The organism is Vibrio sp. QJM3NY_26, from assembly GCF_057786005.1.
The window spans coordinates 1,663,368-1,677,969 of record NZ_CM173516.1; the positions used below are offsets into that span (position 1 = coordinate 1,663,368).

The following is a 14,602-nucleotide window of genomic DNA, read 5'->3' on the forward strand; positions in this document are numbered from 1 at the left end:
GTGGGGCACACCTTATTGCAGGCGTTATACCCCTAAGTCGGTATTACCAAACATATCAATATAAGGATTTAGTATGAAGATAGTTGTCCCTGATATTCAGATTTCTGATGAGTGTGGATTTAGTTCGGATATTGATATATTCAAACGAAAAGGTTTTGGTGAAAGACTGGCTAACCTTGTTGAAAATTCAGGCGGAAGTCCGGTTATAGCTCTAGATTCGGGCTGGGGTGAAGGTAAGAGTACATTTATTAAAATGTGGCGAGGTTACCTTGAGAACCACCGAGATCCAGAAATTAAATCTATTTACTTTGATGCTTTTGAAAATGACTATCAAAAAGACCCGTTTTTGACATTGGCATCCGAAATTTATCAACTTATCACAGTTGAAGATGAAGAAAGAAAGGCTAAGTTTAAGGATAAAGCGGCTAAGGCTGCTAAGTCTCTTTTCAGAGGGGCTTTAAAAGTATCAGTAAAAGTTGGTACAGCCGGAATCGTTGATGGTAGTGCAGTGGATGCCGCAGAGAAAGAGATATCAAATTTGGTTTCGGATCAAGTTGATGACTTGATAAAAGAAAGGTTTGAACACGCAGAAAAAGATAAGTTGGCTCTGAAAGAGTTTAGAAATCATTTATCTACGTTTGCCAATGAAATGAATGGTGGCAAGCCAATTGTATTTATTATCGATGAACTTGACCGCTGTAAGCCCGACTTTGCTTTAGAATTGCTAGAACAAATTAAGCATTTGTTTTCAGTTAAAGGTATTACCTTTCTTCTCGTTACTAATAGAGAGCAGTTAGAAGAGTCAATTAAATCCAAGTATGGTCAAGGAATCGACCCTACAAATTATCTTCATAAGTTCATTAATGTTTGGTTAACCATGCCTCGTGCCGCAGGTGAGTATGATGATAATGGTTATCAATTCTTACAAAATGCTCTTTCTGCAATGAAAGAGGATAATGAGGTTATCGCAAATTCTGATTCAGTTTCAGTGCTGAATGATATCGTTAAGTTTTATCAGCCATCATTCAGAGAGATAGAGCGCATGCTGTCGTATTTCGCAATTATAAACAATATGCTAGGTGCAAAAAGATACTACGAAAATTATCAGTATATGATTGCTATGGTATGTTATTTGAAAGCTTGCCACCCAAATTGCTTGAAACCAGTTAATGGGCAATTGGACTCTCGTAATATTATAAATGCAGCTAGGTTAGACGAAATCGGATCTTCCGGGTCATATTACTCCCTTGAATATGTTAATAGGCTTGTACGCTTCGATTTAGCCGACGACGCTACTAGACAAAGTATGTTAGAAGAAAAAGAGATTCAACTCGATAGACCAGCGCGAGCACCAAAAAGTTTTCTCAAAACAATCAGCTCATGGCTGTCAGAAATCAATCCAAGCTAACGGTGGTATAACAAAACCTGTTTAAGAGTGATTCGCAACGCTCGGCGGTTTTGGTTTGAATTAGCTTTTGTGTTTACGGTGTAATAATTTAGTGTTGCTCAATTATGAATCCAGAATTAAAAAATGTTCCTGAAAATATGCGAGAACTAGGGTTAGGTGCGTTGGCACATGCTAACTGGCATGCCAACTACTATAGTATTGAAAACGATAAATGGGCGCAGTTATCAGTGCTACAGGCTGCTCACGCAGCTGAAATATTAATAAAAGCTCGAATTGCACAGGAGCACCCTCTATTAATATTTGAGCAACTTCCTCGCTCGACGCAAGTCAAGTCTGATACATTGAATTTTGAACATTTAGTCGAGAAAGCTAAAACAATTCAGTATTCTGAGTTACCTGAAAGGCTATGGGCAACTACTGGAATCAAGATTAACGATCTTGAAACGTTTAAGAGCTTTGGTAATTTGCGCAATTGCATACAGCACTTCGCAGACCCTAGGGGGAAAGATTGCTCTTTAGAATCAGCAAATTTCATTTACAAAGTTATAGATCCTTTAGTCAATCAATGCTGGGGACTGTTTGCGGTGAATTACAACGAAGATAGTACCCCGTATGAGTATCTAATAGCTTCTTTAATCAGACGTAATATTGAGTTTTTGGTTCCTAAGGAAGCTTTGGAATCAGAGTGGAATTATATTCAGTTTGATTGGGGAGAAAGTAAACAGTATAAAAACAGAATGGTACAAAGGTTTTTTGACTCTGGATACGATATAGCCGGGTTATAACAAATTGTTCAAGCAGACAGCTAACAGTTAGCGGTTACCTAACAAGGCGTTAGGTTTTATAAGGGAAAGCTATGAGTTTCTTATCCAAGATATTTAGAGTATTCGGTAATAGTTGTACCGAGGGGAACAAAACAACTGAGATGCCTAGAGTAGGAAACAAAGAACCAGTTTGTCCTTATTGCAGTAGTACTTTAGATAAAATGCCTGGGCGAAAGAAAAAATGCCCTAGTTGCAGTCAATTTATGTATGTTCGAACTTGCCCTGATGAACGAGTTAAGATTTTAGTACGTGAAGATCAAATTGAACTCATAGAAGAAAAGTGGGCAATTGAGAACGGTACCCATGAACAATTCTTAGCGGAAAAGCACGATAGAGTAGTAACAAAAAACAAGCTGATGAGCCAAGGCATCAACACTCCTACGGACTTAGATGTTAAGTGGGAGCAATTAAAGGTTTCATTGCCTCAACTAGCATCAGAGTACAAATGGGGCTTATATCGTAATGCTCGCTTGGGAATGGGAGATGTCCTAAAGAAGCAAGGTAAACTATCTGAAGCGTTGGACACATATCTTGAGGTTTGCTTTATAGATCTAAACGGTCCGAATAATTGTGGCACAAAGGACCCTGAGATATTGAAGATGTATCCTCCATTCGATCCTAAATCTGCATTTTTAGCCCCGGGCGTACTGGGCTACATAGAAAAACTGTGTAAAGAACTTAATGTAAAGCCAGAAGATTTAGGCTCTAGGTTTATTGGTTTTTCGTCTAAAGTAGAGCGTCAGCTGAAGTTACCTATATCCGCTGATGAAGCGTGGAAAGAACTTTCAAGTGAACTAAGTTGAACCAAAACCTAACAAACTGTAAGAGTCATTCGTAACGCGTGGTATGTTCATATGCGTTGGTTTTAGTGTTTAGGGGGCATGCGGCGGCTTCGATATTGCTTTCATACGCTATGGGGGCGCCCTGGAAACAGTCTGATCTCTTAAGTGCCAGCGTATAAAAATGGGATAGGAGAGTCATACCTTTTACTCGGTACCTTACAATAGGGATTCATTACCTTTATTTTGGCATTTTTGTTCTTATTATGCGGATGGTAATTCACTAAGTTCTGCGTGAGGTTTACTTGAACTTGGCAGGCACCCAAGGTTTCGCCGGCATACGACGACCGCCACGAAATGGCAAAGGATGCTCTTTAGGTGGGTAAAACTTTGGGGAATCAATTCGACCGTGGCGTTCGACGAGCTGACGATGTTCATCGCGCCAATACGCAAAACTGAGCAATTCTTTCGGATTAAACTCGCGTCGTTCAGGCGTGATCAAGGTAGCACGGTCAAAGTGCACCTTAAATCCATTCCAACGATAGTCTAAAGGCAAATAGCCGCGAGCGTGGATGTTCATCAATTTTTCGGCCATCGGGTTCACAGGGACTTCACCTGAGAGCCAGCGTTGGACTGTGATTGGTTGAACGTGAAAAAAGGCCGCGGCGTCGTGGATACCATCAAAGTGATGATGCACGAGATCCGCAAAGTGTGGCGTGAGCATGTGATCTCCTTCAAAAATTAAGACAAGGGCGCAAAGTTTTTTTCCTCCTCATAAAGTGTGTTTGTAGTAGAAAGTCTCTGGAAACGGTGACGCGTGAGCGCAGAAATCAGAGACAAGAAAACCAAGTATAGCCAACAATATTGAACGCAACGTGCATAAACGTGCAGCCAAAATCCATAAAACCAACAACATTAAGGACTTAATCCGGCGTTGTGTGCAAAATTCGTAAGGACTAAGGCACTGAAACCCCTCACATTTCACGTACAATCTGTCAATCCCATTTTAAAATGTCCTCATTTGTCCCAAATAGAAATGTCCCGTTATTAGGTCTTTCGACTGGAGGCTTTGAATGGTTCGGTGAGGACTGAGTTGATGGTTCGAGGGGCTGTTTGAAGGGCTCTTTGTTGTGCACGGCGCTTGGGGGCTTTCTTACTGCGGGTTCGTTGCTGTTGTTGTTCGAATTCTTGTTGTTGTTGCTGAGCAAATTTTAAAACTTGGCCGAGGCGTTTGTTGTCGACGATTTGGGTTTGTTGAACGTGCTCGAGTTTGTCGAAGGTTTTGAATTCGAGTTTTCGATGCCCGTATTGGATGGCGATTTCACCGTTTGGGTAGTCGAGTATCTTGACGGTTTCGTGCGTTAATCGGCTGTTTTCTTCGGTAGGCTCAATGAGATAAATCACTTTATCGTATTGAAATGTCAGTGACTTTGAGAGCTTACGAGTTTCTTGCCAACTGAAAATATCGTCGAGTTCTTGCTTGGACTCTCGAACCGGACGATGCATGTCTTTTGGGTATTGAGCGGGCTTAGCAAAGCGATGGTTAAAATCGGCGATGAAGTAGGGAAGCCAGGCGTTGGCTTGTTCGATGGTGTCGATACCTTGTAAGCGCATCTCTTTAACCAGTCGGTCTTGCAGCGTGAGGTTGGCTCGCTCAACGCGGCCTTTGGCTTGGGAGCTGTTGGCACAGATGAGTTCTATGGCCAGTTCTTTCAACACGCGCCCGTATTGAGTTTGGCCAACTTGTGTATGTTTCTCCTGATTCACTCGAAAAATAGAGTGCTTGTCACTGTAAAATGCGATGGGCTTGCCGTGCTCATTGAGGTATTCTCGCGTGGTCATCATGTAGTCAAACGCGGATTCTGTCTCGCTGAATCTTAGGTTCATCAGACGGCCAGTCGCATCATCAATGAACACCAATAGGCAGCATTTGTCGCTGCGGCCTTCAAACCAGTCATGATGTGAGCCATCTATCTGAATCAATTCTCCAAGACAATCTCGACGGTAACGAGGTTGATAGACTCTAGGTTTTCGTTGTGAGTGCGGGATCCAAAGATTGTCGGCAATCATCCATTGGCGAAGTGTCTCTAACGAGATAGCTAAATTATGATTTTCTATGATCTTTTCACGTGCAAATGTGGGCGAGAAATCAGAATAGTGTTTATGGATAGTCGAAAGAATCTCTTTGCGATATTCGTTAGAATAACGCCGATTACTGGGTTTACCTCTAGAAGCATGGGTTAAACTAGCCGCACCATGTTCACGTAGTTTGTTCATTAACCTTTGAACTTGACGCTCACTTAACGAAAGTATCTCTGCCGCATCAGTACGACGCAAACGATGTTCACAGACGTCTTGAATAACTTTGAATCGACTAATTTCTTTTTCACTCATGGCAATCAACATCTCAGTAGTCCTTAGTAACCGAAGCTGGTACATGAAATGTAGTCAGCAACCAGTACTAAGGTGACATTTTAACCTAGCTCAAAAGTGACATTACTATCTGGGGCTTACACTCTAAGTGCGTATTATGTCTAATTATGTTTAATGGTGCATATCTTATAAAATCAGTACAACCTCTTGTATTTAGAGGTTTTATCATTGAAGTATCGCGAAATGAGTAAGAATTACATTTTTCGAGAGTTAGAGTGCCAAATGACCAAGGAAGAGGTTGCTGAACTGTGTTTTAAAACTGTGAGGACTGTCACGGGTTGGGATGAAGGGAAACCGATACCTCCTGAATGTAAAAGGCTTATGCGTATGGCAAAAGGTCGGGAACTGAGCGTAAGTGATGATTGGGAACAGTTCAAAATGTTATACGACAGTATGGAGTTGCCAACTGGCCAAGTGGTGAGGCCACAACAGATATTGGCAGGGATTGCACTATTAGGGATTCAGTCAGAATTAGAGATCAAGACTTCAACACATTTACTTAGTCTTGCTAGGGCGATAGCCAATATCAAGAAATAGGATTAGAAAAGTATGGTTTTTTCAGGCTGGTCACAAAGGTTTATAGTTATCAACTACGTGGCGTGGTAATTAGTTGTTAAAGTTACTGCGACTGGGCACGAGACGTTCCTTGTGGGATTAACCAGTCCTCCTTTTTGGTCATATCAAGGAGAAAGAAGCCGAACCTTTATCGAGAGGGTTCGGCTTTTTTACATCTAGAAACTAGAAGTTACGATGAACGATTTCTGATTTGGTTGGCTTCAAAAACTTCTCGATTCCATTCGGATATTTTATAACTGCATTCAGCATCAAAGTCAGACAAAGCATGCCTAGTTTCATAAATCTTGACTACAATGGAATCTAATGACTCTACAGAAAACTGGCACAGCTCGTGTTCCAGACCATCGTTGCCAACTTTGAATTTGACCTGCGTATAGCCTGCATCGTTTGTATATTCCCAGTTAGCATGAACAACTTTATTTCTCAGTACTCCGCACTCTTTTAGGCTAGAAATCAAAGGTTTGTATTCTTTAATATCCCACTCAAACCCACGAATAAAGTCATCATTAAACTTTTTGAACAGATCGACCTTTGTTGAATACATCATAGAGTTCAGAACAAGTAAGCCTTTTTGATCTGACCGATCAGAAAACGTCTCGCATAACACACTGTCGAGGCAAGCTTCAAGGCCGTTAAAGGCAACAACAATCTCTCCGATAATAGGCAGGAAATCTTCGATAGCTTCATAACTATTATCAGTATCACCTAAGTTCTCTAGGATGGTTTGACCCACTGGTGTCTTTTTAATTTTCATCTAGATTTCCAATATGTTACATAATGCCCAATAAAATTGGGAAATTTGTTGGTCTTGGTTTGAAGATTAGGGTTGTGTACTAAACAATTTATTACGTGCCATGCTCCATAAAACAAGTAAAGCAAATACCATATTCACTATCCTGTTGAGCACCTTCGCATCCACACTCTTCACAGTCACGTTCAACTATTTCCCCTTGGTATCCACATAATCGACACAAATACTGTTCTGAATTAGGTAAGTTTTGATAGGTTTCCGCACAATCTTGTAAATACTCGATTTCCCAAAATTCATTGAGTGACATTGTGTTAGCGCAGCATGGGCAATGACGAGATTTAGCCTTTTTATCGTAACCTAAATATTTTTTACATGCTGCAGGAGGCAATACAGCAAGAGTTAAATGGTAATCAGTCAAAAGAGATTGAGTTATAGATGACTCATAATTGCTATCTGACCTAATACTTTTCATTGAATTAGCAGGCGTATTCGCGATGTATTTTCGTCTAGATTCGAACCAAAGTTCTGAGTTGTTGAAATAGGCATGCGTGTACAAGATAAAATTAACGACTTGTTCTGGAGTTACGGATAAGGACTTATCAACTGTATGCATCACTTTGTTTCGGATCGTTCTCAAATCATCATTCCATTGAATAAATTGGTCACTAAACCGTTCGGAGCAAACCGTATCGTGAACTTTAATCAAATCTTGTGCATCTAATGTCCGGAATGCAGAGAATTCAATATCGTTCTTGTGACAGCCTTTTGGCCATGATTGAGGGTTACCGGGTATCAGAAGATAAGGGGAAACATCTACGATTCTCCCTTTAATGTAGAACTCAACAGCTTGTTGAACTAAAGCTGTAGCACTGACTAATGTTTGCTTTGCCGAAGCCCAGTAGCGCTGGCTTTCATTCTCACCATCTAAACCATCAACAATACTATTTAATAATTCAAACTCATGTAAATGTTCTATTACAGAGTCCCAGGAAGAGTTCAAGAAGCCATCCGCTACATTATAAAAATCTTCTTTTGTTGGAAATTCTAAAATCACAAATAGCTCCGCGCTAAATCAATTGACCAGAAAATTTATATCTAGTTCTTTGTTGGTGCAATTCTACTAGAAGTTTCTATTTGCTAACAATTACTTATGCTTTTAAATGTGGTGAATGAACGCAAAACCGAAGAGACAGGTTTTGGTGATCGCTACAAGTTTGGTCGAATTTACCCCCGTGATACAACACGGGGGTTGGCTTCCTCCCGCCGCGCTCGTCCTCCTCAGTCTTCGTCGTTCTCACTTGTTGTCCGTCAGCACTGGAAAGAGATCCTTTTCGACACTCAAATGATCTTAAAGAAAGCTAGTGAACACAAAAAAGCCTTACCGATGTGGCAAGGCCTTAAAGAGCGATTCTGGCAGGATGAGGGAGGGTGCTACTTAGATTGGCATTGGCAGTTAGAAACACTCGCCAGTTGAGACATACGGACTAATAACCTCTACGGTGTGGCTCGGTGCCTCGTTCGCGCTTCGCACTCCCTTATCCCTGCGGGGCTAGCTAAAACAAACTGACATCAGCTCGACTCACTTCTGGCAAAGCGGCTGCCGCAGCTGCGTAAGGCTTACATGTTATCAACTTCGACAGTTGGCCTCTGTTCAGTTTCAACAGGCAATCATCAATGTGGTCGACAGTAACGTTATAAGCCTTTAGGAAGTTTTCGTTTACATAATAAAGACCGTCTAGAGCTTCCACCTCGATGCTAATGTGTTGCTCGATAGCTCCTCTCTTGATGGCGAAATTAATCCCCGTTACATACGCTTTCTTAATTCCTTCAAAAGGAAGAACCTCAGCTATAGGAACATGAGAAAGGCTATCTTTGTCAGTGCCTTTACTGCTATCCCCACTAGAACGTACATCCCCAGAAGCTTCACTATTTTCACTAGGTAGTGTTTCACTTTGCTTAGGAACGGCAGTTGAAGACGTTGTTTGTCCCGCTTCCTCCACCGTCTCAGTAGTTTCAAAATAACGATTGGATAAGTCATAGATTATGTACCCCAAACAGAAGATGGATAAAAGGAAAACCAAAATAGCTTTAGGGTTACGAAAAAGCGTATTCATGGCTAATTGTTGTTTCGCGCTGCCTGTACCCGTAGATTTGTAGAGTAGGAAAGAGTCTAGAGGGATTTTTTGGTTGGTTAAGTTAACGTCTTTCTTTTTGGGAATAACAGGAGTCGATACCGATTTGTCATGCTTCAAGATATAAGGATTTCGTTTCGTCCAGAAAAACTGATCGCGTCCCTTGTGGAAGAAGTTCTGATTCGCACAGGCTTTAATGCCAGAATCAATTTGCTTCCAATCGGGTGAAAGCAACTCGATGTCCCAATCATATTTTCGATGTCTCATGAACCCCTCATTGAAGCTATGAGGATAGATAATTCTGCCTTCTGAATCGTACTCAGCAATCCCTCTATCATCTATTTCAGAATCTTGTAATTCGTCCATGTTCGCAGGGGTGTAACGAGAATTGAAAAAGCGTTCGTAATCTTTAGGTAGTAAACCGTCACGAGGTGATTGAGTGATGAAGTCAGATAGCGGTTTGTATTTCACTTTGCGAATATCAAAGCCGACGTTTTTAGAGAATATATCTTGGCACTCATCAATAACGATAAGCGCACCAATAGGGCACCAACAGAAGAAATGCGTCCAAAGGTGAACGCCAGATTCATCCCTAGAGCTAATACGAAAGAGTTTAGCGGTGCTAGGGAATTGGATATTAAATCGCTCTTCAATGACAGCTAAGGGCTGCATACCCTCGATGTTAGTTACAACTGTTCTACCTGCCTTTAAAGCTTGGTAGATAGAAAAGTAAGCCGTGTATGCAGACTTGTAAGAGCCATTAGCGCCCGTTCTTATGGTGATAGCCATTATCTAGAGAGCCTCATTACTAAAGCGGTTGTGAAGAAGTTAGCCCATACCGCGAGGCCTTGAGGTACGCCAAACTTAAACGCATAAAACCTCAGCTCATCAGGTAAAGCATTAAAAGTTTTGGACAGAATGTCGTTAAAGCCGATCTCTTTTAAGAGAATTTGAGCCGAGTTGTAAGAGAGTTTAATGAACTCCAATTCCGCTTTTAACTTCATCTTAATCATGAAAATCTGGATGTATGAAAAGAGGTCTAACGTCATTTGGGGTATAGCTTTAAAGAAGTCAGTAATAAATGCCATCTGTAAGCTAATCCAATCAATAAAAGAGTAGATGTAATCCATAACTAATCCTTACCTAACATTCTGATGCCAGACAAAACAAACAAGAACATCACAACAGCTGAAATGATCGTGGCGTTCTCCAATAGAGCAGAGAGCACACCTGATTTGAAAGAGCGTTCTGCATGGTTAACATTGAGATTTAATGAGTGCTCTTTATAGGTGCCGTTATTGAAAGAGCTGGTATCGATAGAGAATAACGCTTTGAACTTTTCAAATTCATCGGTCATTTCTTGTTTGATTTCTGTGACTTCATTTTGAACTTCAGCTATTTGGTTTTGAGTGACAATGAAACCCTCACCATTAAAGCCATAGTTAGGTTCAACAAAGTTATTGTTGTTAGTGACACCATTGATGAGGTCAGTCAGCTTACTTTCGACACCGGACATATCAGAGCCGTCTATACCGTCTATTTGAGAAGATAGGGTGCCTAGTTGTGTATTCAAAGAATCCAGTTTTCCATCAACAACCGTGACCTGGTCTGAAAGGCCTGACACGTTAGTTGTCATCTCTTTTTGGGATGACTCCATGCGTTTGAGTATCTTTTGGTTGGCACTGGCCTTAGCTGCGTTTCTTAATCGGTTCGAGTCGGTTTCTGAAAGCGAAAGCTCATCAAGGTCAACGTCGACTTCTAAGTTATCGAGTTTGTATTGAACGTCTAATAGCAACTGTTTGGCTTGTACGTGTCGATAATCCAAAGCATAGGTTTGATTTAGTATGTTTTGCTCAACCTCAGATAGCGCTTTGTCCATTTCTACAAATTTGTATGAAAGGTTAGCGCCCATGTTGCTGATGCGATTGGGTATCTCATTGATGTTGCCCGTTCTTTCGATGAAGTTACGGTGAAGGTGGGAGATGTCTTGTCGAATGCTTTGATGACCGTTAATGATCGTTTCGTTGAGGCCGCCATTATAAGTATCAAGCGCTTCATTAAACTGCTTACGAGTGATACCCGTTCGTACCAATTTATCGATTACACCAACCAAATCATTTTGGTTTTTGGACAATTCTCTGACTGAATCCGACCACGCCTTAGTGTTCATACAATCCAAGCCACCAACACAGTTGTAGTTCTTGATCTCTTTTAATTCGACTAACTTGTCATAGTCGGATTGAATTCGGTCGGGGATACCATCTGCGTCAGTATCGGCAACCACATTGTCATTACTCTCTGGATTCGCATCGGAATGGTTAGGGATTCCGTCACCATCCCAATCTTCCTCACTGTCGAGAATGCCATTCATATTAATGTCACCCTCCCAAGGGAAAGGCTTGGCTGAGTCACCTGAAAAGCTATCACCACTAGAGCATTTTTCACCCGTAAAAGTAAAAGAATTACTCCACATACGTTTGGTCGGGTCAACGCTTATCGATACAGAGCTTCCGCGAAGAACACAAGCTGAACCATATTGGCCAATACACGCAGAGGTTGGGCTTTCGCCCCATATGTAAGCATCATAGGTATAGGTTCGTGATTGAGATTTCAATACGGTGCAAACCGAAGTACAAACGCCACCATCATCAACTTCCCCCAAAGGGCAGCTAATGGCATGAGCGTAACTACTTAAAGACGCGAACAGTACCAAGAGCGTGTATCGTATTATTCTCATATTCAAAGCCTAGATATAAAAAAGCCCCCAAACTAGGAGGCATTGATACCCGTATATACGCCATATACGAATGACATAGCCATAACCACCCCAAACAGGACGGTTACGACTTGAGAGACAATGTCTCCCATTAGTTCCCCATAGAGTTCATGATAGCGCGAAGACCAAAGCCAATCGCAGCAAGACCGATAAGACCAACCACAACCAAACCGTAGTTAGATTGACCAGTCGTTACAGCTTCGTTGATAGCCGTTGTGATTGCAGTATTATCAGCAAATGAAGAAGCAGATACAAATGCAGTAGAACCTAGAACCAATAGACGTTTTTTCATGATATTTCCTTTTTTAAGAGTGTGTTACTAAAAGTTGCCCCTTAGCCTTTGCCAAGAGTTTTTAAGATTCGTCCTAGCACATGGCCAGACACGAAAGATAATAAAATCCAACCTGAAACCGCGGTGTAGAGTTCACTGTCGATGTTCAAAGATTGAGACGCAGAGACTAAATTGTTGTATTCAGAATCTGTAAGCATTACGAGCTGACAATCAAAGTCGGTTGACGTTCTTAAGTAACCTTGTTGAGTGGTCGTAATGCAGTTCATTGATTAAGCCTTGTTAGCTTTCATGAAGTTATCGAAGTGCTTTTTAATTTCTTCATCGACAGGAACAAGCTTGTTCACCAAGATATCGAGTGGATCATTTGGGTTAGCACCAAAGCTCAGTTCGTAGTCACGGTTAGCAACAAAAGCGCGTGATTGGATAAGCTGACGAGCGTAAGCCACATCAATTTTCAACGCTTGTTTGTTGTAAGGGATGTCAGTCGAGTAACCGATACCCGTTTGCTGAAACTTCTCGTTATCGACTTCTTCAACAGCACGCAGGACAGACAGCTCCGCGAACTCCATATTAGATTTAGGGAAACGCTTGATAGCAATACCAGTTATTGTAGGCATATTCTTGACTCCAAAATTTCGATTTTCTGTTTAGTGTATTCGTCAGGAATACCTAACGAGGTTTCAAAGTTTGCACGTCTATGATGCGTAGGAATGAGCATTCCAAAGGCTTCACCCAAGTCACCGTCCGTCATTGCAATAACTTCAGAGAGTGCCTTGCCACATTGACGACGAACCCAAGCGATACGAGCGAAGAACTCAAGACCCGCTTTCTTTTTATTAAGCTCAATCTTCATTGGTTCAGCAGGGTCGATACTGGCCGAGAAGTCACACAGGCCAGCAAAGGCCGAAGCAGGCGAGGCGAGTAGTGCCAAATCGCACTTCTTCAATTCCACTTCATTGCGGTACCAAATCACTTCAGGGTCAGCGATGTTTTGCTCGAACTTCTTGTTGTACACACGCCAGTAGATTGCAGAGGTACGAGAGCCAACAAGAACGGCTTCCTCTGATAATTCACCGGATTGTGAAACGCGCTTATGAGGAACCATTGTGGGACCACGTCCACGAGAAGCAGTGCGAAATGCTCCCTCATAAAAACATTTCTCAGCATACTTACAGTCAAAGATTCCGGTGTAGTCATCCACGCAGAGATCTAAGCGGGCTAGGCGAGTGATACCTAAAAGAGACAACCACCAATGCACCTTTTTGTGAGTGGTGAAGTCGAACAACTTAGCGCAACCCGTACCATTGATTTGCACGTAGACCGTATCGTTGTTTCCGCCAATACCAACCAAACCACATTCAACCGTTCCAGTAGAATCGTAAATCACCATCGAATCCTCATAACCATGTAAGCCACGGCCACGCATAGGAGAGATACGAAAGTTAAAGACTCTAGACATGAACTCATCAAACCTATCAGCCAAAACCTTACGACACTTGTTACGGTGTAACTCGATTGATTTCTCTATAGCTTCTGGTGAGTTAAGACGGCCGTTGACGCTTTGCTTTTTAAACTCAGGAAACTGCATGTTGATAAAGTCTTGTTCGTTTGAGCTGTCCAAGTGTCTAAGCGAGCCGTACGAAAACGAAAAGGCTAGGTGATCCACTTGAACCGGACGAATTTCATCATGGAACTTATGTGGTTTTTTAGATGGCATGGAACACACCCTTAACCAAAAGCTCTTGGTAGTTCTCATCTGTGATTTCAACAACTTGAAATGACACCATGCCGTAGTGAGCTTCCATGAACTGGAAGAAATCACGCGGAGTCTTGAAGAAGTTATGACCCCAAGGAAAATAGGCGTTGATGCCGTGATTGGGTTCGTTGTCGAAGTAGATAGAGTCCATGACTAAGCCTCTGATGCTTCAATCTTGGCATTGACGACATCAATTAAGCGTCTTGTCATTTCACAGTCAGCAGTGGCTCGATGTGCTTTTAAGTCAGAGTTATCAATACCTTGTTGAACACAAGCATTAGACAAAGACTGCCATTTGAAGCCATCAGTATCAGTAAGTTCGCCATAAAACATTGCATACCAATTCATGACACACTGTGACTTTTGTTTAAGGTCAGACAGGAACTTGGAAAATGAATCAACCGATTCTGATGAAGCACCGGAGTATTTGAAGGACTGGGAAAGCAAACGAAGGTCGAAAGAATCGTTATAGATAAGCAGCGAATCACAAGAGCACAACAGTGATTCAATAGTTTGTTTTACCTCGGAAAAAGTAGGCTTTCCAATAACATCTTGAGAAGTAATACCATGAATAGCCGATGCGTCTGAAGGGATAGGTTTAACTGGGTCTATCAATGAGTTGAAAAGAACTTTACCTGATGTTGCACAGATAAGAGAAACCTCGATAACTTCAGCAAATCTATCCAAACCGGTAGTTTCAGTATCCAGAATAATAGCGTTTTGAGTATTCAGTTTTTTCATAACAACCACCTTGACTGATTATTGAGAGTTGGGAGTGACCATCTAAGCCGAGCTATAAGCGTCAAGGGCAAACAGCCCAAACCTAGACAGCCAAATCAAGTGAGTCCCGATTTGTGTTAATCCTAATTAACGAA

At 41.7% G+C, this 14,602-nt stretch carries 18 protein-coding genes; 5 read left to right on the forward strand and 13 right to left on the reverse strand.

The genetic code is table 11. The features are described 5' to 3' along the window. Positions 1 to 73: 73 nt before the first annotated feature. The 3 genes from AC3CH4_RS22715 to AC3CH4_RS22725 all read left to right on the forward strand — a co-directional run bounded on the left by AC3CH4_RS22715 (position 74) and on the right by AC3CH4_RS22725 (position 3,035). Entirely contained in the window at positions 74 to 1,408 is a 1,335-nt protein-coding gene (locus AC3CH4_RS22715; protein ID WP_428792600.1) for a KAP family P-loop NTPase fold protein, read from the forward strand. A 104-nt stretch (positions 1,409 to 1,512) separates the two neighbouring features. Next, a complete protein-coding gene (locus AC3CH4_RS22720; RefSeq protein WP_428792599.1) occupies positions 1,513 to 2,193 on the forward strand; it encodes a hypothetical protein in 681 nt (226 codons plus the stop codon). Positions 2,194 to 2,264: 71 nt separating this feature from the next. Next, complete coding sequence (locus AC3CH4_RS22725; protein WP_428792598.1) at positions 2,265 to 3,035, forward strand: hypothetical protein; 771 nt, start codon at positions 2,265 to 2,267, stop codon at positions 3,033 to 3,035. A gap of 277 nt (positions 3,036 to 3,312) precedes the next feature. Here AC3CH4_RS22725 and AC3CH4_RS22730 read toward each other — a convergent pair whose 3' ends face one another. Further along, positions 3,313 to 3,735 carry a phage protein gene (locus AC3CH4_RS22730; protein WP_428784916.1) on the reverse strand — a complete coding sequence of 141 codons (423 nt, stop codon included), beginning with the start codon at positions 3,733 to 3,735 and terminating at the stop codon, positions 3,313 to 3,315. 323 nt (positions 3,736 to 4,058) lie between these two features. Beyond that, complete coding sequence (locus AC3CH4_RS22735; protein WP_488544347.1) at positions 4,059 to 5,405, reverse strand: ISNCY family transposase; 1,347 nt, start codon at positions 5,403 to 5,405, stop codon at positions 4,059 to 4,061. Positions 5,406 to 5,612: 207 nt separating this feature from the next. On the opposite strand from AC3CH4_RS22735, the gene AC3CH4_RS22740 reads away from it, so the two are divergent. Then, positions 5,613 to 5,981, forward strand: a complete 369-nt coding sequence (locus AC3CH4_RS22740) for a phage protein (RefSeq protein ID WP_102579542.1) — start codon at positions 5,613 to 5,615, stop codon at positions 5,979 to 5,981. A 208-nt stretch (positions 5,982 to 6,189) separates the two neighbouring features. On the opposite strand, the gene AC3CH4_RS22745 is transcribed toward AC3CH4_RS22740, so the two are convergent. Both AC3CH4_RS22745 and AC3CH4_RS22750 read right to left on the reverse strand, forming a co-directional pair. Continuing rightward, complete coding sequence (locus AC3CH4_RS22745) at positions 6,190 to 6,774, reverse strand: hypothetical protein (RefSeq protein ID WP_488543875.1); 585 nt, start codon at positions 6,772 to 6,774, stop codon at positions 6,190 to 6,192. 91 nt (positions 6,775 to 6,865) lie between these two features. Continuing rightward, on the reverse strand, positions 6,866 to 7,825 hold the full coding sequence (locus AC3CH4_RS22750) for a hypothetical protein (RefSeq protein WP_488543876.1): 960 nt from the start codon (positions 7,823 to 7,825) through the stop codon (positions 6,866 to 6,868). A 96-nt stretch (positions 7,826 to 7,921) separates the two neighbouring features. On the opposite strand from AC3CH4_RS22750, the gene AC3CH4_RS22755 reads away from it, so the two are divergent. Next, the gene (locus AC3CH4_RS22755; RefSeq protein ID WP_488543877.1) at positions 7,922 to 8,245 is read left to right on the forward strand and encodes a hypothetical protein; all 324 of its coding nucleotides are present in this window, start codon (positions 7,922 to 7,924) and stop codon (positions 8,243 to 8,245) included. Positions 8,246 to 8,324: 79 nt separating this feature from the next. Here the strand turns inward: AC3CH4_RS22755 and AC3CH4_RS22760 are convergent, their stop codons facing one another. From AC3CH4_RS22760 to AC3CH4_RS22800, 9 genes are all read right to left on the reverse strand, one after another. Beyond that, on the reverse strand, positions 8,325 to 9,692 hold the full coding sequence (locus AC3CH4_RS22760) for a zonular occludens toxin domain-containing protein (protein WP_488543878.1): 1,368 nt from the start codon (positions 9,690 to 9,692) through the stop codon (positions 8,325 to 8,327). Further along, entirely contained in the window at positions 9,692 to 10,033 is a 342-nt protein-coding gene (locus AC3CH4_RS22765; protein ID WP_488543879.1) for a DUF2523 domain-containing protein, read from the reverse strand. The genes AC3CH4_RS22760 and AC3CH4_RS22765 overlap by 1 nt, the downstream gene beginning before the upstream one ends. A gap of 2 nt (positions 10,034 to 10,035) precedes the next feature. After that, the gene (locus tag AC3CH4_RS22770) at positions 10,036 to 11,640 is read right to left on the reverse strand and encodes a hypothetical protein (RefSeq protein ID WP_133148573.1); all 1,605 of its coding nucleotides are present in this window, start codon (positions 11,638 to 11,640) and stop codon (positions 10,036 to 10,038) included. Positions 11,641 to 11,770: 130 nt separating this feature from the next. Then, the gene (locus tag AC3CH4_RS22775; RefSeq protein WP_055319872.1) at positions 11,771 to 11,971 is read right to left on the reverse strand and encodes a hypothetical protein; all 201 of its coding nucleotides are present in this window, start codon (positions 11,969 to 11,971) and stop codon (positions 11,771 to 11,773) included. 41 nt (positions 11,972 to 12,012) lie between these two features. Continuing rightward, on the reverse strand, positions 12,013 to 12,237 hold the full coding sequence (locus AC3CH4_RS22780) for a hypothetical protein (protein ID WP_016786877.1): 225 nt from the start codon (positions 12,235 to 12,237) through the stop codon (positions 12,013 to 12,015). Positions 12,238 to 12,240: 3 nt separating this feature from the next. Next, the gene (locus tag AC3CH4_RS22785; RefSeq protein ID WP_123326314.1) at positions 12,241 to 12,588 is read right to left on the reverse strand and encodes a DUF1293 family protein; all 348 of its coding nucleotides are present in this window, start codon (positions 12,586 to 12,588) and stop codon (positions 12,241 to 12,243) included. Beyond that, positions 12,576 to 13,688, reverse strand: coding sequence for a replication initiation factor domain-containing protein (locus tag AC3CH4_RS22790; RefSeq protein WP_488543880.1), 1,113 nt, complete (start codon positions 13,686 to 13,688; stop codon positions 12,576 to 12,578). Before AC3CH4_RS22790 ends, AC3CH4_RS22785 begins: the two co-directional genes overlap by 13 nt. After that, positions 13,678 to 13,878 carry a hypothetical protein gene (locus tag AC3CH4_RS22795; protein WP_016786329.1) on the reverse strand — a complete coding sequence of 67 codons (201 nt, stop codon included), beginning with the start codon at positions 13,876 to 13,878 and terminating at the stop codon, positions 13,678 to 13,680. Before AC3CH4_RS22795 ends, AC3CH4_RS22790 begins: the two co-directional genes overlap by 11 nt. A gap of 2 nt (positions 13,879 to 13,880) precedes the next feature. After that, positions 13,881 to 14,468, reverse strand: a complete 588-nt coding sequence (locus AC3CH4_RS22800) for a 3'-5' exonuclease (RefSeq protein WP_488543881.1) — start codon at positions 14,466 to 14,468, stop codon at positions 13,881 to 13,883. Positions 14,469 to 14,602 lie beyond the last annotated feature (134 nt).

Coding starts and splice junctions, on each gene's coding strand:
- AC3CH4_RS22715 (WP_428792600.1), top strand. CDS start 74: ATGAAGATAGTTGTCCCTGATATTCAGATTTCTGATGAGTGTGGATTT.
- AC3CH4_RS22720 (WP_428792599.1), top strand. CDS start 1,513: ATGAATCCAGAATTAAAAAATGTTCCTGAAAATATGCGAGAACTAGGG.
- AC3CH4_RS22725 (WP_428792598.1), top strand. CDS start 2,265: ATGAGTTTCTTATCCAAGATATTTAGAGTATTCGGTAATAGTTGTACC.
- AC3CH4_RS22730 (WP_428784916.1), bottom strand. CDS start 3,735: ATGCTCACGCCACACTTTGCGGATCTCGTGCATCATCACTTTGATGGT.
- AC3CH4_RS22735 (WP_488544347.1), bottom strand. CDS start 5,405: ATGAGTGAAAAAGAAATTAGTCGATTCAAAGTTATTCAAGACGTCTGT.
- AC3CH4_RS22745 (WP_488543875.1), bottom strand. CDS start 6,774: ATGAAAATTAAAAAGACACCAGTGGGTCAAACCATCCTAGAGAACTTA.
- AC3CH4_RS22755 (WP_488543877.1), top strand. CDS start 7,922: ATGCTTTTAAATGTGGTGAATGAACGCAAAACCGAAGAGACAGGTTTT.
- AC3CH4_RS22760 (WP_488543878.1), bottom strand. CDS start 9,692: ATGGCTATCACCATAAGAACGGGCGCTAATGGCTCTTACAAGTCTGCA.
- AC3CH4_RS22765 (WP_488543879.1), bottom strand. CDS start 10,033: ATGGATTACATCTACTCTTTTATTGATTGGATTAGCTTACAGATGGCA.
- AC3CH4_RS22770 (WP_133148573.1), bottom strand. CDS start 11,640: ATGAGAATAATACGATACACGCTCTTGGTACTGTTCGCGTCTTTAAGT.
- AC3CH4_RS22775 (WP_055319872.1), bottom strand. CDS start 11,971: ATGAAAAAACGTCTATTGGTTCTAGGTTCTACTGCATTTGTATCTGCT.
- AC3CH4_RS22780 (WP_016786877.1), bottom strand. CDS start 12,237: ATGAACTGCATTACGACCACTCAACAAGGTTACTTAAGAACGTCAACC.
- AC3CH4_RS22785 (WP_123326314.1), bottom strand. CDS start 12,588: ATGCCTACAATAACTGGTATTGCTATCAAGCGTTTCCCTAAATCTAAT.
- AC3CH4_RS22790 (WP_488543880.1), bottom strand. CDS start 13,688: ATGCCATCTAAAAAACCACATAAGTTCCATGATGAAATTCGTCCGGTT.
- AC3CH4_RS22795 (WP_016786329.1), bottom strand. CDS start 13,878: ATGGACTCTATCTACTTCGACAACGAACCCAATCACGGCATCAACGCC.
- AC3CH4_RS22800 (WP_488543881.1), bottom strand. CDS start 14,468: ATGAAAAAACTGAATACTCAAAACGCTATTATTCTGGATACTGAAACT.